General features: G+C 67.7%; 15 protein-coding genes and 1 pseudogene. 5 read left to right on the top strand and 11 right to left on the bottom strand.

Features of this window, described 5'->3' with window-relative positions:
- Positions 1-178 precede the first annotated feature (178 nt).
- The gene (locus EDD90_RS07805; protein WP_123972379.1) at positions 179-1,885 is read right to left on the bottom strand and encodes an IS1182 family transposase; all 1,707 of its coding nucleotides are present in this window, start codon (positions 1,883-1,885) and stop codon (positions 179-181) included.
- Between the two features lie 258 nt (positions 1,886-2,143).
- Between EDD90_RS07805 and EDD90_RS07810 the strand changes: the two genes are divergently transcribed.
- Positions 2,144-2,965 (top strand): hypothetical protein, encoded by an 822-nt coding sequence (locus EDD90_RS07810; protein WP_123972380.1) that lies wholly within the window; start codon positions 2,144-2,146, stop codon positions 2,963-2,965.
- A 252-nt stretch (positions 2,966-3,217) separates the two neighbouring features.
- On the opposite strand, the gene EDD90_RS07815 is transcribed toward EDD90_RS07810, so the two are convergent.
- The gene (locus EDD90_RS07815; protein ID WP_123972381.1) at positions 3,218-3,523 is read right to left on the bottom strand and encodes a DUF1330 domain-containing protein; all 306 of its coding nucleotides are present in this window, start codon (positions 3,521-3,523) and stop codon (positions 3,218-3,220) included.
- A gap of 187 nt (positions 3,524-3,710) precedes the next feature.
- Here EDD90_RS07815 and EDD90_RS07820 point away from each other — a divergent pair, with 187 nt between their 5' ends.
- On the top strand, positions 3,711-4,613 hold the full coding sequence (locus EDD90_RS07820; protein ID WP_123972382.1) for a LysR family transcriptional regulator: 903 nt from the start codon (positions 3,711-3,713) through the stop codon (positions 4,611-4,613).
- A gap of 436 nt (positions 4,614-5,049) precedes the next feature.
- Here the strand turns inward: EDD90_RS07820 and EDD90_RS55180 are convergent, their stop codons facing one another.
- Positions 5,050-5,736, bottom strand: a complete 687-nt coding sequence (locus EDD90_RS55180) for a hypothetical protein (RefSeq protein ID WP_185148979.1) — start codon at positions 5,734-5,736, stop codon at positions 5,050-5,052.
- A 59-nt stretch (positions 5,737-5,795) separates the two neighbouring features.
- On the opposite strand from EDD90_RS55180, the gene EDD90_RS07835 reads away from it, so the two are divergent.
- The gene (locus EDD90_RS07835) at positions 5,796-7,034 is read left to right on the top strand and encodes an IS256 family transposase (protein ID WP_123972384.1); all 1,239 of its coding nucleotides are present in this window, start codon (positions 5,796-5,798) and stop codon (positions 7,032-7,034) included.
- 39 nt (positions 7,035-7,073) lie between these two features.
- On the opposite strand, the pseudogene EDD90_RS07840 reads toward EDD90_RS07835, so the two are convergent.
- The 4 genes and pseudogenes from EDD90_RS07840 to EDD90_RS07855 all read right to left on the bottom strand — a co-directional run.
- Positions 7,074-7,697: pseudogene (locus EDD90_RS07840) on the bottom strand (IS701 family transposase); the annotation flags it as partial.
- Between the two features lie 176 nt (positions 7,698-7,873).
- A complete protein-coding gene (locus tag EDD90_RS07845; RefSeq protein WP_123972385.1) occupies positions 7,874-9,220 on the bottom strand; it encodes a lipopolysaccharide assembly protein LapB in 1,347 nt (448 codons plus the stop codon).
- A gap of 427 nt (positions 9,221-9,647) precedes the next feature.
- Positions 9,648-10,046 carry a hypothetical protein gene (locus tag EDD90_RS07850; RefSeq protein ID WP_123972386.1) on the bottom strand — a complete coding sequence of 133 codons (399 nt, stop codon included), beginning with the start codon at positions 10,044-10,046 and terminating at the stop codon, positions 9,648-9,650.
- Positions 10,047-10,353: 307 nt separating this feature from the next.
- Positions 10,354-10,866 (bottom strand): hypothetical protein, encoded by a 513-nt coding sequence (locus tag EDD90_RS07855; RefSeq protein WP_123972387.1) that lies wholly within the window; start codon positions 10,864-10,866, stop codon positions 10,354-10,356.
- Between the two features lie 211 nt (positions 10,867-11,077).
- Here EDD90_RS07855 and EDD90_RS07860 point away from each other — a divergent pair, with 211 nt between their 5' ends.
- Complete coding sequence (locus tag EDD90_RS07860; protein ID WP_148098567.1) at positions 11,078-13,468, top strand: tetratricopeptide repeat protein; 2,391 nt, start codon at positions 11,078-11,080, stop codon at positions 13,466-13,468.
- Between the two features lie 552 nt (positions 13,469-14,020).
- Here the strand turns inward: EDD90_RS07860 and EDD90_RS07865 are convergent.
- From EDD90_RS07865 to EDD90_RS07875, 3 genes are all read right to left on the bottom strand, one after another.
- A complete protein-coding gene (locus tag EDD90_RS07865; protein WP_123972389.1) occupies positions 14,021-15,043 on the bottom strand; it encodes an IS110 family transposase in 1,023 nt (340 codons plus the stop codon).
- 117 nt (positions 15,044-15,160) lie between these two features.
- Positions 15,161-15,640: a hypothetical protein gene (locus EDD90_RS07870; protein ID WP_123972390.1), complete on the bottom strand. Its 480-nt coding sequence runs from the start codon at positions 15,638-15,640 to the stop codon at positions 15,161-15,163.
- Positions 15,637-16,887: an IS256 family transposase gene (locus tag EDD90_RS07875; RefSeq protein WP_123972391.1), complete on the bottom strand. Its 1,251-nt coding sequence runs from the start codon at positions 16,885-16,887 to the stop codon at positions 15,637-15,639. The genes EDD90_RS07870 and EDD90_RS07875 overlap by 4 nt, the downstream gene beginning before the upstream one ends.
- A gap of 131 nt (positions 16,888-17,018) precedes the next feature.
- Here EDD90_RS07875 and EDD90_RS07880 point away from each other — a divergent pair, with 131 nt between their 5' ends.
- Positions 17,019-17,672, top strand: coding sequence for a YcaO-like family protein (locus EDD90_RS07880; protein ID WP_123972392.1), 654 nt, complete (start codon positions 17,019-17,021; stop codon positions 17,670-17,672).
- Positions 17,673-18,299: 627 nt separating this feature from the next.
- Here the strand turns inward: EDD90_RS07880 and EDD90_RS07890 are convergent.
- The gene (locus EDD90_RS07890) at positions 18,300-18,794 is read right to left on the bottom strand and encodes a hypothetical protein (protein ID WP_123972393.1); all 495 of its coding nucleotides are present in this window, start codon (positions 18,792-18,794) and stop codon (positions 18,300-18,302) included.
- Positions 18,795-18,827: the final 33 nt, after the last annotated feature.

Raw genomic sequence — 18,827 nt, forward strand, 5'->3', positions numbered from 1 at the left:
GCCTCCTGGCATGCTTGCGGTCTCGACAACCTCGAGCTGCACCAGGGGCCCTGTATTCATGCGCGACAGGCCGCAAGATCACCCAGCCGAGTACCTGCAATCGCACTCATGCTCACCAAGATCGATACGACAACGGTCACTTAGCTTGACTCTGTCGGGGATCTTGGAGTTGCCGAGGTCAGGTGCCTAGGGTTCGCCAGGACTTCGGCCGGGGTAGTTCGTGCTGGTCGAGGTAGTTCTGGAAGGCGGTCGGCTGGCGGGGTGTGGGTGCTTCCTCGGTCGGTGTCAGTCCGCTGAGGCGCTCGATGTTCACGGCGATGGCCGTCAAGACGTGCTGGATGTGGGCCTTTCCCTGTCCTCGGTAGCGGCAACGGCGCATGCCGTGGCCGTGGGCGAACTCGTTGACGGTTCCCTCCACCCCGGAGCGCACCGCGTAGCGGGTCTTCCACTCGGGTGTCTGCTGCTCGGCGCGGACGCGGAGTTGCAGGTCGCGAAGTTCTCGCGGGGGAAAGCCCACGGTCCGGGCGCTGTCGGCGGTGGTGGTGCAGCGGGTGCGGGCAGGGCAGGGGCGGCACTGGCTCTTGGTGAACCGGGCCACGATCAGCGGGGCGGCGGTGGGCGAGGAGGTCGGGTAGGGGCCGTGCCAGCCTGCGCTGATCTGGCCCTGGGGGCAGGTGACCTGGCGGCGGTCGAAGTCGATGTGGAAGTCGTCCCGGCCGAAGCCTTCGTTCTTGCGGTGTTGGCGGGTGGGGTTGCTGCGCAGTGGCCCGGAGACGGTGACCTGGTGCTCACGTGCGGCTTGTTCCAGGTGGGGCAGGGAGGTGTAGCCGGCGTCGACCAGGTGCTCGGCGGGCAGTAAGCCGCGGCGCCGCAGTCGGATGTGGATGCCGGGCAGGACCTGGCTGTCGTGGGTGGTGGCCGCGGTGGTGGCCACGTCCGTGATCACGTTGGGGCCGTCAGGAGCACAGGTCTCGGTCAAATGGGCTGAGAACCCCTTCCAGTTGATGATGTGTCCGTGCCGTGCGTAGCGGGCCGAGGTGTCGTAGGGAGAGACGATCGCCCGGGACGAGGGCGGCAGTCCGGGCCCGCCTTCCGTCTCGGCAGTGCGCCAGCGCAGGTGTCCTGCGGCGTCACGGTGGTAGTTCTGCACCATGATCTGGCGCAGGGCCTGGACACGCGGGCCCGACGCGCGGTCCGCTCCGTGACGGTAGAGGTGCTCCAGGAGCCGGACGGCGTCGTTTCCGGTGGCGAGGATCCTGGTCTTGGGTTTGGTGGGGTTCTTGCCCAGACGGACCGGTCGGCCGTAGCGGCGTCCCCAGTCCTCATCGACCAGATCGTCCAGCAGGTGAGGAGAGATACCGGCGACTTCTTCCAGTGCAGCGCGGACCGCCTCGGTGACCAGCTCCATTCGGGTGAGATCCCGTACCGCGGCCAGGACATGGGTGGAGTCGGTGCGCTGCGTGGTGCGTTCGCGCACCAGGCCGGCCTCCTTGAGGCGGGCCAGCGCCAGGTCGAGCAGGTGGTCGGCACGGCCCTCTTCGGCGAGACGGTCGCGGAAGTCGACCAGCACACTGTGATGGAAGCCTGGGTCGTCCAGTTCCATGGCCAGCGCGTACTTGAAGTCGATGCGGCAGCGAACCGCCTCGGCGGCCTGCCGGTCCGACAGGCCGAGCACGAACTGCAGCACACAGACGGTGGCCAGCTGGGCGGGCGAGAGACCCGGACGCCCGTCGCGCGGGTACCAGTCGGCGAAGTCCTCGTCGCACCACAGCCCGTCGAGCCGGTCGCGCACCCATATCGCCGTCGTGCCGTCCGGATTGCTCGCCCGCGCGATCTGCGCGGTCAGAGACGGGACTTGTTCACCGGAACGGGGACGGAGGGACAACGAGCACCTCGACAATCGCAAGGACCTTTGGAACAGCCCCGAGCATGCCCGTTGATCACGCTGCCGTACCGGGAAACTCCAAGATCCCCGACAGAGTCAAGCTCAGAACGAGCCCACACGCTACCTTCGCGGCCTGCTCGTCGCGGCCGGCGTTCTGCCTTGCCGGGACGAGAACCTCGCGCGCCTGGAACTCTGGCTGGCCAACACCCTCCGCCAGCTCCCGCCGCACCAAGCCCGGGTGATCCGGGCGTTCGGTGAGTGGCACGTTGCCGCGACGCCCGCCGACGCGCGGCCCGGGGCCGCTATACCGCCCTCGCCGCCAAGGGCGACACCAGAGACATCAAGGTTGCCATCGACTTCATGTCCTGGCTGGACACGCACGACATTTATCTGCAGGACACCACGCACAACGACCTCGAACGTTGGCTCGTCGCCCACTCCTCCCTGCACCGGACGGTCGTCACGTTCATCCAGTGGGCGGTTGCCCGACGGCTCACCGGCAAGCTCGCCATCACCCGACCGTCCAAAAAGAACGATTCCAGGTTCCTGGACGAACAAGACCTCCACGACCAGCTCCGGCGCTGCCTCAACGACGACACCCTCCCCCGGGAGGCACGCATCATCGGCGCCCTGATCAGGCTCTATGCACTTCCTGTCTCCCGCATCGTCGAACTGACCACCGACCGCTTCCGCCGCGACGAGAAGGGGGCCTACCTCACCCTCGACCGCCACCCCGTGCTGCTGCCGCCGAAGCTCGCTGTCCTCATCGAGGACCAGATCGCCCAGCCCGTGACCGACTCGCGGATGCGTCAGCAGTTCGGCAACGAAAACGGCTACCTCTTCCCCGGCAAGGCTCCCGGCAGGCCACGCAACGTGATCGGCACACACAACCTGCTGAACCAGCTCGGGCTGCCCGTCCTCTCCGCCCGCAACACGGCCATGATCGAAGCGGTCACCAGCCTCCCGCCCATCGTGGTCGCCGATCTCTTCGGCATGCACCCCAGCACAGCCCAGAGGTGGGCGAACTACGCCAAGGATGACTGGAGCGCCTACCTCGCAGCCCGCATGGTCGCGGAGTAAGTACGGCACCTGCACTTATCTAGGGTGAATCGCCGTTGTGGCAGGTCAGAGCTTGATCGCCGTGTCAGGCAAGTCAGGCAAGTTGCTCGACACTCGGGTAGCGCGGCGATCCGCCCGACAGGGATCAGGCCGTCGAGGACGTCGACGACGAACTGGGACGCGGGGCATCGCTTCTACGTCGTCTCGTGAGTCGTCGTTCGGCACCGTGTGCGTTTCAGGTGACGGATGCTCGGCGATGGCTGGGCCCGCCGGTCAGTCGATGCTGTCGATGATGCGGAAGTCGCGCTCGTAGCCGTCGGGGAGGGCCGCCAGGGCCTTCTGGTATGCCTCGCTCTCGTATGCCGCGACGGCCTGTTCGAAGCTGTCGAACTCGATCAGAACGACGCGCTGCGTGATTCCGGCCTCGTGGGCGACGACTCGACCGCCACGGGACGGGAGGAGGGACAGGAGACGCCCGCCCCCAGCCTGGACAGCCGGACGGGCCAGCTTGTCGTAGGCAGTCAGCCTCTCAGGGTCGGAAATGGCGGGGTAGACACTGACCCAGTAGCCCTTAGCCATGGAAACCTCCTGTGTTGGGCCGGACACGTCCGACTTCGAATGACACTCAGATCGATCGATCCCGGCGACGGGTACTGCGATCAGTGGAATCGTCATATGCGCAGGTTAGGGCTTGATGTGCGGCCGAGGGAAAGACCGGTACGGGATAGACTCAGAACGGATCGTTATCAATCGGCAGGGAGGGCACGTGGCGCCGGATACGGTGAGCCTGCGGTACTTCCTGGTGCTGGCGCAGGAGTTGAACTTCACCCGCGCGGCCGCACGGATCGGTATCGCACAGCCCGCACTCAGCGCCCGGATGCGCCGATTGGAGGCGGAACTCGGTACGGCTCTGCTGGTCCGCAACACGCGTAGCGTCGTATTGACCACGGCCGGTGCGGCTTTGGCGGAGTCCGCGCCGCCCGCGCTGGCGGCGCTGGACCGGGCGTGGGACACCGCCCGGAGCGCGGCGGCCGGTGAACTGGGCACGCTGCGCATCGGATACAGCCTCAGCGCCGGGGCCGAGACGGCACCGGCCCTGGTGGACAGGCTGATTCGCGGCAACAGCGGACTCGAGGTCGGCGCGGTCCCGATGGCGACACCGGAGATCTCCCCCGCGGTCGCCGACGGCCGCATCGATGCCGGGATCACCCGCGGTGAACAACCGGGCCGTGGCGTGCGCCGGTTCCTGCTGCGGCGTGCGCGCATCGGGGTCCAACTGGCGCAGCACCATCCGCTGGCCGAACACCCGGAGATCGAGATCGCCGACGCGGCCGCGTATCCGCTGCGGCTCCCGGACCGTGCGGCCAACCCCGTGATCCACGATCAGCTGTCCGCACTGTTCCGAGACACCCGACCACACCCCCAATTCCACACGCCCGCAGTCTCTTTCGACATGTCTCAGCGCGACCTGCGCGACGGGGTCACCCTCGCCCCGGCCGGAGAAGCCGCGGCCACGACACAACCGGCCGGTCTCACCTGGCGACCGCTGCGGGGCGCGCCCAGCCTGACGTTCCACCTGGTCCTCCCACGCGAGCAGTCGCCGCTACACCGCCGCATCCGTACCGTCGCCAAAACCCTGGCGCACGAGCTGCACTGGCTGCCGGACTGACGCGCAAGAGGTCAAGCGAGACGGACGCCTGCGGTGGCGAGGCCGAAGACCTTGCGCCCGGCGGACTTCGCGGTGATGACGACGGCGGTCTTGCTGAATGTCCGAAACGACCTCGCTACGCCGGCGGATCCGCATCCGAAAGCCCGAGCAGGAACGCGCCTTCGGGGTACCTGCCGAGCGGCTATACCAAGCACTCCAACGGACCCGAGCCGACTGGGCTCCCGACTGCGCGCGTTGGCACCGAGACCACGAACTTGCCTAATACTCCAGCAGCACTTTGACGTTTTCCCTGTTCAGGGGCGGTCTGGGTGAGTGTAGAGGGCTGATGACCGGCCTGTGATCTCTTTCCCGGGCCGCCCCTCGATCGTGTGCAGCCGCCGCTGATAGTGGCAGCGGCGAGCGACCGCTTGGCGTCGTCTGCGCCAGTGTGACCATCTCAGTGCGCGTGCACTGATGAGGGGCTGGTGAGCGGCGAGGGGTGAGTGGCCAGTTGCCAGGAGCCGCCGAACTTCTGCCACGGTGAGGGGCGCAAGGCAGGAACCGTTTCTGCTGCCCCTTTTGCCGCGGCGTCGGCGGCCATGGCGGCCAGGAACGCATGCGCCAGTATGGCCAGCGTGATGTGCCGCATCCAGCCGGTATAGCGGCGGACTTCGTACTGGTCGAGGCCGCACTCGTTCTTCGCGGCCTGGAAGGCTTCCTCGATGGCCCAGCGCGTCCCGGCGACGCGGACCAGACGCTCGACCGTGGTGCCGAGCGGTGCGTAACAGAGGTAGCAGGCGATCTCCTCGGGCTTGCTGATGCTGCGGCGGGCCAGTGCCCACCGCTGGTGGGTGGGCATCTCGCCGTCGAAGTCCTCGATGGAGGTGATCTGCAGGGCGGCCCAGTGGTAGAAGCGCGGGCCCTTGGCGCCGTCACCGCACGAACGTTGCTCCCACGCTTCCTCGGGTGCCTGGGAGAAGAGGTGGTCGATGCGTCCGAAGTGGGGCACCTGCTGAGACTTGGGGACCGCGAGCACATAGCCCAGGATGGCGTCCCGTGAAGTGGTGTAGCCGGGCAGGGTCCCGGAACGCGCGGGTGTCTGCTCGGGGCGTGCATCCGCCGGCGGTGCATGCTCCCTGAACAAGGGCAGGCCATCGCGCAAGTCTCTCTGGTGAACGGGCAGTTCGACCGGAGGAGCACGCGATGGCCTTGTCCCAGTCTGAGCTGATGCGGCTGCTTGAGTCACTACGTCGGGCCGATGGAGTTGAAGCAATCAGGGTGGTGTGCGAGCGCATCCTGCAGGAGCTGATCGAGGCCGAGGCCACCGAGGTGATCGGTGCCGCGCCGCGCGAGCACTCCCAGACGCGCACGACCTGGCGCAACGGGCACCGGGACAGGGTGCTGACCACGCAGGCCGGCGATCTGGACCTGAAGATCCCGAAGGTGCGGAGCGGGTCATTCTTCCCGTCGCTGCTGGAACGCCGGCGGCGGATCGACCGGGCGTTGTTCGCCGTGGTGATGGAGGCATACGTGCATGGTGTCTCGACCCGCTCGGTCGACGACCTGGTCAAAGCACTCGGTGCGGACAGCGGGATCTCCAAGTCCGAGGTCTCCCGCATCTGCGGTGAGCTGGACGAAGAACTGACCGCGTTCAAGGAGCGGCCGCTGGAGCACACCGTCTTCCCCTACGTCTTCCTGGACGCCACCTACTGCAAGGCCCGGGTCAACCACCGGATCGTCTCCCAGGCCGTGGTCATCGCCACCGGGATCTCCGCCACCGGACACCGCGAGATCCTCGGGCTGATGGTCGGCGACAGTGAGTCGAAGCCGTTCTGGACGAAGTTCCTGCGCTCGCTGCGGGCCCGCGGCCTGGAGAACGTCCAGCTGGTCATCTCCGACAGCCACAGCGGTCTGGTGGCCGCGATCCGCACCGTTTTCCTCGGTGCGGCCTGGCAAAGGTGCCGGGTTCACTTCGTCCGGGACGTGTTCTCGGTGATCGAAAGGGGCTCCGGGGAGATGGTCGCCGCGACCATCCGCACCATCTTCGCGCAGACCACCGGTGAGCAGGTGCGCACCCAACTGAACGTGGTCGCCGACATGCTCGGACGGCAGTTCCCGCAGGTCAAGACGATGCTGCTGGATGCGGCAACGGACATCACCGCGTTCGCCGACTTCCCGCCGGCGCACTGGAAGAAGATCTGGTCGACCAACCCGCTGGAGCGGCTGAACCGGGAGATCAAACGGCGGGCCGACGTCGTCCAGGTCTTTCCCAACCCCGCCGCCCTTGACCGGCTCGCCGCCGCGGTCCTGGCCGAACTCCACGACGAATGGCAGGTCTTCGACCGCCGCTACTTCTCCGAAGCCTCCATGGCCGAGCTCTTCACCACCAAGCCGGCCGAACCCGAAATCACCCCACAACCGGAACCGAAACAGCTGCCGTGACTACACCACCTCGCGGGACATGACCTAGCCCAGGCCGGTCTCCTCCAGCATGCGGCGCAGCCGCCACTCCTGGCCGTAGGCGGCGTCCGCGGTCACCCAGGCGATCGGCAGCGGCGAGGCGATCGCCCGCAGCACCATGGCCCTGGCCAGGTCGGGTTTGGTGGCGAAGGTCCGCTCGTTGGGGATGTGCGCGGCGCGGCATCGGTCGCGGTCGTCGGTCCAGGACTTGGGCAGGTACAACTCGCGGTCGACCAGGGCGCGTCCGCGGGTGGTGGCGTAGGCGGCGAACACGCCGATCTGGCAGTTCTCGGTGCGGCCGGCGGTGCCGGAGTATTGGCGCTGCACACCGGCCGAGGTGGTGCCCTTCTTAAGGAAGCCGGTGTCGTCCAGGATGAGGATTCCGTCGGGCTCGCCGAGCCGTTCGGCTACGTAGTGCTGGAGGTCGTCGCGGAGTTCGTCGGCGTCCCAGCGTGCGCCGTTAAGGAGCCGCTGGAGACGGTCGGGTGTGCGGTGTCCGGCGTACTCGGCCAGCTGCCAGCCGTTCTTTCGGCCGACCGGGCCCAGGAGTCCACGGACGTAGTCACGCATCCTGCGACGCGGCTCGACACGCCTGAAGCGGTGGCCGGTACGCAGGAACAGTTCCTCGAGTTCGTCGTTCCAGATCTCAACTGCACGCTCGTCGATCACGTCGGGAGGCTGCCCGGACCGCTGCCACTATCAGCGGCGGCTGCACACGATCGAGGGGCGGCCCGGGAAAGAGATCACAGGCCGGTCATCAGCCCTCTACACTCACCCAAACCGCCCCTGAACAGGGAAAACGTCAAAGTGCTGCTGGAGTACTAGAACGGGGGATCATCGTCGCTCCGGGGCCGCCCAGGTTTGACATACACAGGCGGTTGGTGCACCAGCGCCACGGCGTCTTCAACGCGCCCAGCCGTCATGAGGTGTCCAGCGAGAACGCTTCGGTTTGCCGGGATGGCCGGGTCCAAGAGGGCGACAGCCTCCTGCGGGCGCCCGGCATCAGAAAGCAGCCCCGCGAGGATCTGCGCCTCGTACCAAGTGTCCCGTTCCGGGCGCACCTGGGCCTCTTCGATTGCTTGCTCCCGGCGACCGCAGGCGACCAGCAGCTTGCTCCGCAGCCGGAAGAACTCGACTTCCTCACACCCGAGTCGGGTCCTGCGGTCGTCCAGGTGGGCCAAGCCTTCCTCGACACGCCCCTGGTCGACGTACAGCGTGCAGAGCGCGTCAACAACCCAGTCGTCATCGCCGCCGGCAGCGCTCGGCAGAGTACGTAGCAGCTCGATCGCCTCGTTGCCCCGATCATGTCGGGCCAGGAGTTGTGCGAGCGCCACCGCCGTATTCGGCGACCGGTCCGGGGACAGCGACCTGTACGCCTCGACCGCGCCTGCCACGTCCCCCCGTTGCTCCAGGTACTCCGCAAGACATTGAGCGGCATCCCCGAGAGACTCGGTCGCTGCGTACTCGCGCAATTCCTCGATGCGATCGTGCCGGGCCAGCAGGTCGGCCAGCTGATCCCGGCCGTTGACCGACGTGATTTCCCGCTTCCGCAACAAGTCGATCGCCTCATCGACTCGTCCCTGCTGCTCGCGGACTGTCGCCAGCAACTCGAGAGCATTGCTGGGTTCGGTATGCCGGCCGCCAAAGTCCGGCCAACCGGTCTCACGCCCCGCGTCAATGCGAGCGATCAACAGATTGGCGACCTCTTCGAACCGCCCCAGGCCAGCGCCCACCTTGACCAGCGCCTCAGCCACGAGCCAGTCACCCACGTACGGCAGGAGCAGGTCGAACGCCTCATCGCCCCGGCCGTGCCGGGCAAGCAGCAACGCAAAGTCCTTCACGGCCGAAAGCCCGCCGGAACCCACGTTCGAGCGCACAACCTCGATCGCCTCGTCCACCCGCTCCCACCCCTCGAACAGCTCCGCAACGCTGCGGGCTGCCCTCCACCAACCTGTCGCAAGGTACGGGGTGAGCACTTCCAGCGCTTCCTCCCGCCGTTCTTGGCCGACAAGGATGCACACCCACGCCTGGGCACAGAACCAGTCGCCGCCATGTGCCTCGCGTTCGACTACACCGAGATGACCATGGTCGATGAGCCAAGAGACCAGGTGAGGAGGGATCCAGCCGTCGTATGTCCGGGCTCGGCGGTCGAGTTCAGCAGCGTCCACGAGGACGGAGCCTAGACCCACGCTCTCTCATCGCCTGGAGCTGGGCGCGCCTACCGCGGCCCCGACTTAGGCGCCGCGAATAGCGCACGGGGCAAATACCGCCTCTCCGCCAGTCGAACGACGTCGGTGACACCCACCACGTCAAGGTCCTCGCTGAGCCCGCCGCCCGCGAGCACCGCCAGGAGCACCTCGCCGCCCGGCACGCCCGCTGACTCCCGGCCCGGCCGGGATCCCCCCGTCTCGCCATGGCTGCGGCCGGACGTCGATACCTGCCCTGACCGGACCTTCTGCCACGTTCGGCCGGGGTGAAGGGACCCGGGGCCACCCCGGCCGGCGAACCACGCAGCCAGGGGTCCGGGTGTGCTGCCGCCCGGCGGTGGCAGCACACCCGGACCTGACGGTCAGCGGGCGCGGGCCGGGGCGGCTGTCACCCGAGGGAGATCGGGTCGGTGCCGAAGGTCCAGGAGCTTCCCGACCTCGCGTAGACCTGGATCGGGGTGCTGCCGTAGTCCTCGCCGTCGATGTAGTCGCACTTGCCGGGCGCGAGGAGGGGGGTGATGTGCCCCGGGGTGGTGACGTTGTCGCCCGCCGTGTCCTTGATCCAGAAGTAGAAGCTGTTCGCCGAGCTCTGGTAGTTGCACAGCCGGGCGGACACCCACGGGTTGTCGTCCAACGTGTGCCAGCCAGTGATCTCCACGCCGTGCGCAGAGTTGGAGTCGGATCCGGTTGCGGCGGATGCGCTTCCCGACGCGAGCCCCAGCCCCGTGACGGTCAGTGCGGTCACTGCGGCGAGGGAGGCGACTCGGCGCCCCAGCTTGAACTGCATGTCTTCCCCTTCGAATCGGACGGGACGAATGATCCGTGTTCACAACCCTCTGACAAGTCATGGCACGGACAACTGTCCGACAAGCCATGCCTCGCAGATGGAGTGGGTGCAGCTACTTCTCTTGCGTGCTCGCCGCTATATAGAGATCGGCGGCGTCTCTCCCCCGTACCAGTAGGTAGGACTGGTGAAGAAGGAATCTCCGTAGTAGGTGCCGGAGCCAGGGAACACCGTGTTGGAGAAGACATCGCTGTCTTGCCAACTCACCCACAGGCCGCGGGCTGCTCTCCAGTCATCTCGCTGAACGCAATCAGCACGGGCCCGCGTTGCTATTGCCCCAGTTCGCGCCACTGGCATAGGCGTGCCACGAGCCGTAGCCCTCGCCGCAGGCGAGGGAGATATTGACCGTCGCCTGCCAGGTGTCGGGGTTGGAGTTGTGTATCGGAACCCAGCCGGTGGTGACGTCCTGCGGGCCGAGGATCGTCTCGGTGTTGTTGCACGGAGGGTTGGCGAACCCTTGCGGCATGAGGCAGGGGTTCGCTGACCAGTTGCTCGGGAGCGGGTCGTTGCGGTGGTTGACCCAGTAGCTGTAGGAGTACTGGAAGTGGGCGCGGGCGCTGCCGCAGCTGTTGTACTGCTGCTCCACCTGGCCGGCGTACTCGCCGCCGACGTAGATGTTGCCAGGGGCGCCGATGTCGATGATGGTGCAGCTGGCGGGGGCGGCGTGTGCGGCTCCGCCGACGTCGATGATGGTGCCGCCTGCGACGGCCAGGGTCGCGGCGGCCATGGCGATGGTGCGCCGGGCCGTTCCGAGTTTCAGCATGGGTGTGTTTCCCCCGCGTAGTTGATACCCCTTGCCGGAGCATCTGGTTGTTCCTCTGGTTTCGTGCTGCCGCTTGGGTCGACCTTGCGCGAAGTGGCAGGTCCAGGCTGCCCGGGGCGCTGGAGTGGAGTCACGTTTCCCGTACGAATCCGTACAGCCCGCTTATAGACTCTCCTTGTCAGGAGCACGGCTTCACGGGGGAGTGAGCGTCGTGGGTGGGCAGCGGGGTGCTATGCCGGATCCGAGCAAGGCGGCGGATCTGGCGGAGTTCGTCTGTTTGCTGGGTGAGTTGCGGGCCTGGGCGGGGATGCCGTCGTACCGGGTGCTTGCCAAAAAGGTCGGGCCGCTGATGCGGCCGGCACGGGTTGTCTCACTGTCCACGGTCGTGGACGTGTTCAAGACCGGACGCAGTCGCCTGGACCTGGACCTGGTCGTGGGAATCGTCCGGGCGCTGGGGGCAGACGGGCCTGTGGTCGGTCTCTGGCGCACGGCATGCATCAAGGTCCACGGGCTGGCCAGGACCGGCGGCCCAGTCGGGGTCTTCGGTCAGCTGCCCGCGGATCTGGTGACGTTCACCGGGCGCCGTGAGGAACTCGCGCGCCTGATCGCGGCCGCGACGCAGCATCATGACCGCAGTGGTGCGAACGCGGTCGTGATCTCCGCGGTCGAGGGCATGGCCGGGGTCGGTAAGACCCAGCTCGCGATCCATGCCGCCCACAAACTGGTACGTGCCGGGCACTTCACCGACGTGCAGCTGTATGTGAACCTGCGCGGCTTCGACCCCGAACTCCCGCCCGCGGACCCGTCCGCGGTGTTGGAGGCGTTCCTGCGGCAGCTGGGAGTATCCGCGCCGCATATCCCCGAGAGTCGGGACGAGCGGGCGGCGATGTACCGCGACCGGATGCGGGATCGTCGTGCCTTGGTGCTGCTGGACAACGCCGCCACCGAGGACCAGGTCCGCGACCTCATCCCGGCCGGGCCCACATGCCTGGTCCTGATCACCAGCCGCCGCAGTCTCGCCGGACTCGACGGTGCCACCCCGCACCTGATCGACACGTTCACCGAAACCGAAGCACTCGACCTGCTCGCCCGGATCGCCGGACACGACCGTGTGGCCGCCGAACCCGAAGCTGCCGCACGAGTCATCGAGTACTGTGACCGCCTCCCACTCGCCTTGGCGTTGACCGCCGCCCGGCTCCGCTCCCGGCCCGCCTGGAGCCCGGCCGAACTCGCCGACCGGATGCAGGCCGGGCGTCTGGAGGCGATCAGCGCCGGCGGCCGCGCCATACGCCCTGTGTTCGACGCGTCCTACCAGGCGCTCCCGGACAGGGCACAGCAGGTGTTCCGCCTCATCGGCCTTCACCCCGGCCCGGACTTCAGCGCAGCGGCGGCCGCCGCGTTGGCGGGCATCACCGTCAGCGAGGCCGCCGAGGTACTGGAACTGCTCCTGGACGAACACCTGCTTCAGCAAAAGCGCAGCGGGCGCTTCGAACTCCACGACCTGCTCCGCGCCTACGCCAATGAGCAGGCCATCACCATTGACCCTGGCCAGGAGCGCCGTGCTGCGGTGTACCGGATGCTGGATCACTATGTGCATACCGCGCACGACGCCGCCCTGCTGGTGGAACGGGGCCGGGACCCGCTGAACCTGCCATCGCCGCAACCGGGGGTCTGCCTGGAACACTTCGCCGATCACGAGCGGGCGCTGGCCTGGTTCACCACCGAACATGCCGTGCTTCTAAGCGCCGTAGGCCACGCCGCCGCCACCGGTTTCCACGCCCACACCTGGCAGCTGGCCCACGCCCTCGCCACCTACCTCGATCGGCGCGGGAACTGGCACGACCTTGCCGCCGTCGGCAACACCGCAATAGAGGCCGCCGACCGGCTGGCCGACCCCCTCGGGAAGGCCATCGCCCGCAATATTGTCGCCCGCGCACACCGCCGCCACGGCAACTATGAGGACGCCCAGCATCACCTACGCCACGCCCTCGACCTGTTCCGCCGGATCGGTAACCTGGATGGGCAGGCCGATACGTACATCGAACTCGCCAGAGTGAAGGCTCGGCAGAGCCCTCCTGCCATTGCCGAAGCACTTACGCTTTCCCGTCAAGCCCAGGCCTTGTACCAGTCCCGTGGCCACCGGCTGGGGCAGGCCCAGACCCTGACCGCCATCGGCTGGTCGCACGCGCGTCTTGGCGACTATGCACAGGCCCTGGCCTGCTGCCGACAGGCTCTGCCTGTCCTTGAAGAATTCGACGACCGTGAACGGCAGGCCCATGCCTGGGACAGCATCGCCTACGCCCACAGCGACCTGGGTCAGCACTCCCAAGCCGTCGCGTGCTACAGACGCGCCCTTGATCTGTGCCGCGACCTCGGCGACCGCCCGCTAGAAGCAGACATCCTCAATCGCTTCGGCGACGCCCACCATGCCGCGCACTGCCCCGATGCAGCCCACGATGCCTGGCAACAGGCCCTGGACATCCTCACCGAACTCGATCAGCCCTACGCCGACCAGATCCGCAGCAAGCTCGGTCTGTACGGTGACCGGTGGGAAGTCCCGGACAGGGGGCGTGTCAGAGGGCAGCACCAGAGGACGTTCTGAACCGGTATGACCTTCTTGTAGTCGCCTGATCGTGTGTGTTACGGCGGTTCGGGCCGGTCACACGGCTTGGTCCTGCTGGGCTGTTCGGGTGAGTGACCGCAAGCCCTACAAGAGCGACTTGCCCGATGAGCGGTGGGCGTTGATTGACCTGCGACTACAGCCAGGTGCGACGGTATGCGCTGAACAGCGGCTGGGCATCAGGGACCAGCACCACCGATGCCGCGGTGGAGCAATAGTCATTCCTGAAGGGGTGGGTTTGGTCAAGGGCGGTATATCTGCTGGTTGTTGATGGTTCTGGGCAGCGTTGACCGGCTCGCGGGCAACGGGTGAGGTCGGCGAGGGTGCGTGTGTTCTGTGGGGTTGTGGGTGTCGCTCGTCTCCGCTGTGTGATGCAGGAGGGCAGGGCCATGGCTCGGCTGCCGGTCATTCCTTCGCGGCGTGAGGCCGCATGGAGCGGTGCGACGTGCGGCAGGCGGGGTCAATCAAAACCGCGACCGCGCCGGGTGGGGGTCAGACAATTGCCCGACCGCGCGCCTGCCGCCACCGAGCTGCTCACGCGGCCTGGCGGGCCAGGGCGCGGATGTGCCCGTCGCGCAGCCCGTAGTAGACCAGGGTGAGCAGTTTGCGGGCCGCGGCGATCTTCGCGATGTTCTTGCCGCGGCGGGCCTCGATCCGGGCCCGATCCTCCTTGATCTTGGGGGTGGTCTTGCGCTGGATAGCCTCCACGACCGCCCAGCGGACCAGCTTGCTGCCCTGTTTGGTGACGTGTCCGCGGCGTGCGACGGTGTCGGACTCGTAGTGGCGCGGGGTCAGTCCGGACCAGGAACACAATCGGTCGGCGGAGGGGAAGCGGTGCACGTCGCCGATCTCGGCGACCAGCACGGCCGCCAGTACAGGCCCGATGCCGGGCAGCCACTGGATGGCCCCGCAGCCGGCGTGACCGCGAAGTCGTTCGGCGATGCGGCGGTTGAAGAGGTCTTCCTCCGCGTCGAGGATGTCGATCAGCTTCAGCAGGGACGCCACGCGCTGGGCATAGGCGCCGGACAGAGCGGTCTGCTCGAGCTGGGCACGGCCATCGACCCCGAACAGGTCGGACACCGCGATGAGCACGCCGACCTTCGCAAGCACGGCATGTACCTGAGCCTTCAGCCCGGAGCGGAGCGCGACCAGCTTGGCCCGGTAACGCACGAGTTCGCGCAGTTCCCGGGTCTCGGCCGGGGCGATCCATGACTCCGGCAGCCGCCCCATGCGCAGTAGGTCGGCCAGGTCCGCGGCATCGCGGACATCGTTCTTGACGCGCCGATAGGCGAAGCCCTTCACGCCCAGTGGGTGCGCCAGGTGAACCTGTGCTCCGGCCGCCTGGAGCACGTCGGCCGCCCAATACCAGCCGTAAGTGGCCTCCAGGACCACGTCCGGGCGGGTCCCGGCCTGCTCGATCTGCAGGCCCAGCGCCACCGGGTCGTTGACGATTCGTACCGCGCTCAGCTGCTCGCCGTGATCGGTCTGCCGCACGATGACGGATCGCCTGCGGTGCAGGTCGATGCCGACGTATTGGTGTCCGTCATACTCGCTCACCAAGGGCCTCCTTCGCCGTGACGAACGTGAGTACCCGGGACCTACCCCGGCAGCCCACGGGGGCGGAGGCCCCGCCCCTTCATCGCATCAAGACTTGTGGATGAGTTGATCTGCGATTCAGGACAAGTCGTCCTGCTGGATGTTGGTCCTGGCGGTGTTGCGGATCCGCTTGGTGCGACCGCCGTCGGCGAGGATCTCGAGGGCGGCGGTGTCCGACCCGGCGGCCGTTTTGAGTTGGAGCCAGTTGGATGCGTCGAGCAAGGCGTCCGGCTGCCACGGCTGCCCCAGTGTGACGGCTCGGAAGAGTGACCACTCGCGCAGTCGCTGGGCCAGGAACGGATGGTGCGTCGTGGCCCGGGTCATCGTCTCGGCCCAAGGCTCGTAGGCAGGTCCGGGGTAGAGTTCGGTGGCTCGGCGGTCCAAGTGCCGCAGGACGGCGGACTGGGCCATCGTCTGGTCCGGGTCGGTGAGGACTTCGCTGACCATGTCGGCCTCGTCGGCGTTGGTGACCTGCTCCAGCGCGCTCAGGTAGGCCGCGAAGCGGAGGTGCTCGGCCGGCTCCTCCTGCGCTGTGTCGTGGTGGTCGTGGTGGTTCATGCGGCCTGCTCCTGCCACTCGACCAGGACGCCGTTCTCGAACTTGGCGCCCGCGCGGACCAGGGCGGCGAGGTGGGCGCCGGTGATCGCGCGCCAGCGGGTCTGAGCCGACTCGACGAGCTTGAACACCATCGCAAGCGCCGCGGCCGGGCTGCCTGCCCCGCGGGTGACCTTCGTGCGGAGCCTGACCGTGGAGAACGTCGACTCGATGGGGTTGGTGGTCCGCAGGTGAATCCAGTGTTCCGCCGGGAAGTCGTAGAACGCCAGCAGTTCCTCGGTGTCGTCGGTGATCTTCGCGACGACCTTGGGCCACTTCGCACCGTAGGTGCGGGCGAACGCCTCGATCGCCTTCTCCGCGTGAGCGCGGTTCTCGGCGTTGTAGATCTCCTGCATCGCCTTGATCGCGCCTGGCTGGGTGGACTTCGGCAGGGCGTTGGTGACATTTCGGGCTTTGTGGACCCAGCAGCGCTGATGGCGGGCTGCGGGGAAGACTTCGGCCAGGGCCTTCCACAGGCCCATCGCGCCATCGCCGATGACCAGTTCGGGGTCGCGCATGCCGCGTCGGCGGCAGTCGCGCAGCAGGTCGGCCCACGATTCGGTGGACCCGCGCAGCCCCTCCGCGATCGCGATGAGTTCCTTGGTGCCGTCGACGCGGACGCCCAGCAGAACCAGGACGCAGGAGTGCGCCTGCCCGAGGCGGACCTTGGGGTGCACGCCGTCGGCCCGCACGTAGACGAAGTCCCGGTCGGACAGGTCGCGGTCCTGGAAAGCGGCGTGGTCGTCGCTCCACTGCTTCGTCAGCCGGGTCACGGTGGCCGGCGACAGCCCCGCGGTTGAGCCGAGGAACTGCTCCAGTGCGGGCACGAAGTCCCGGAGGAGAGGCCATGCAGGTAGAGCAGCGGCAGCACCTCGCTGACCTTGGGGCGACTTGCGACACCAGGGCGGCAGGATCTTGGAGGAGAACCGCTTGCGCTCACCGGTGGTCTCGTCGACGCGGCGATCGTTCACCCGCGGGGCCTTGACCTCGATGGGCCCGGCTGCCGTGGCCACGGTCCGGGGCCGATGACGGCCGTTGCGGACCACCAGGCGGCGGCCTGCTTCATCCGTCTCGGAGGCCAACTCGGCTATGTACTGGTTGACTTCGGCTTCCAGGGCGGCGGCGAGCATCCGGCGGGCACCCTCGCGGGCGATCTCGTCGATCAGGGAGCCGGACTGGGTGGAGCCGTCGTCGGTTACTACGCTGAGCACGGGCGTCCCTTCCCGACCCGCGCTGCGAACGCGGGCCTCTACTCGGTGACCATCAAAGGATCATTCGGGAAGGTACGCCCTCCGCGTTCCTCCCGGAACCGATCCACAAGTCCTGAGCATTGCTCGCCGCGGTGCACGGCATCAACGAGGTCATCGAACGCGTTGCCATGTCCCTGCTCATCATTGAGCAGTTCCTCACTCCTGACCGCCCCCGCCCCCTCCGGGTGACGGACCCCGCAACCCTCCCAGCGCCGCTGGCCGCCCTCCATGCCACCGCCGAACACCGCATCGGCCGCCCCGTCTCTCTGCTAGAGATGACCACCGACCTCGGGATACCCGCCTACTGGGCCTTTGTCTCCCCCGCGGTACCGGGCACCGCGGCGCGCGTGCGCGGCGCCGGCGCCTCACTGAATCCCCGCTACGCCGCCGAATGTGCCCTGAGCGAACTCATCCAGGCGCACACCATGGCAACCCGCAGCGGCCATTCTCGCGTCGACCACACACGCCACCACCCCGCCCTGAACTGTTGCTCCCCGCACCTCGGCGCCACCACGGTGCCGTTCCCCGATGCACCCGCTCCCGCAACACCGGAGGAGCATCTGAGAGTCTTGCTCTCCTGCCTCACCGCCAACGGGTTCACGGCCTGGGCGTGGCGCAGATACAGCAGCGCCGACCTGGCAGTCGTCAATGTCCACATTCCCGGCCTGGAACGCTTCGTCCTCGTCACCAACGGCCAGTTCGTCCTGCCTGGCTCACACGGACTCGCCTCCCGGCATCCGGCATGACACAGCCCCTCACAGGGGAACTCCAAACGGGAAGCGAGGGTCGTGCGCCGTGCGACTCAGTCCGGCAAGACCAGGTTCAGAACAGACCACTCTGCGGCGTCGGGGCGGCACCCGGAGTCAGGCGGCTCCCCTCCCTCATCGGCAGCGAGACGGGACACCCGTTGCGGCGAGAGCCGTACGCCTTGTCACCGCTGACGTGACCGGGCCGGGTGCGGGGCCGCTCGTCCTGCGGGCGAATACTGCAACTCTCGAATACCGACACTCCACCAGTGCACCCACCGAGCCGGGCGCCGTCCCGATCACCGCCATGCGGCACCCCGCCGCCCCGGCAACCGCCACGGGCCTCCCCAACCCCGACCAAGGAGCGCCTGCCACCTGGGCACCCTGACGCACACGACTGAGCATGACGAAGGCTCGTGCTCCCGGCGAACGTGCAGGGGGTACGAGCCATTTTGTGTTTCGGGGCGTGCGGCGGGAATCCCCCGAGTTCGCCCCCTGCATGTTGGGGTGCTTACGCCGTAAGCACCCCAACATGCAGGAGCTAACGTCAAGACGAGCGAAAGGAGCGATCTGCCTGACATACTTCGATCACTGGCGGCAGTATGCTGCCGCGCGGGGCGTGCCGGTTCATCGTCGTCCTCCGCAGCCCGCGTGCCCGCAGCCTCCGCAGAAAGCGCCGCTGTTGCACGGGCACGGGCAGGTCCCCTTCATATGGCCCCGCGGGGCCATATGTCGTCCCGGGGCCGAGGCGCGCTTGGCGGGCGGCAGGATGCTGTGGGGGTCGGGTGCCGTGTACCGAATAGCCACGGTGAGCAAGCCGGCGCGGGCCGCACGCGGGAGGCGGTCGAGGGCTTGCAGGTAGTACGCCGCGTTCGGGTCGCCTGCCGTGATGGGGATCTTGCAATGGGCGAGAAGTTGTGCGGCGGCCTCTGCCACGGCCCGGGCAGGGGCGTGCGAGTCCAAGTGTTCGCGGTCGTCGGCCGACACGTGGTCTGCCGCGCGGGCCAGCAGTTCGGCCAGGGGCAGGTCCCCCTCGTTCTCCGAGGCGATAAGGAGCGAGTGTGCGTGCTGGAGGATCTGGTGCACGACCGTGAGGTGCTGTGGCATGTCGGTTCCGGGCATGGGTCAAGTCCTTCCGGAGCGGCGGGGCCGAGG

This window comes from Streptomyces sp. Ag109_O5-1, from assembly GCF_003814875.1.
Lineage (GTDB): Bacteria > Actinomycetota > Actinomycetes > Streptomycetales > Streptomycetaceae > Streptomyces > Streptomyces sasae.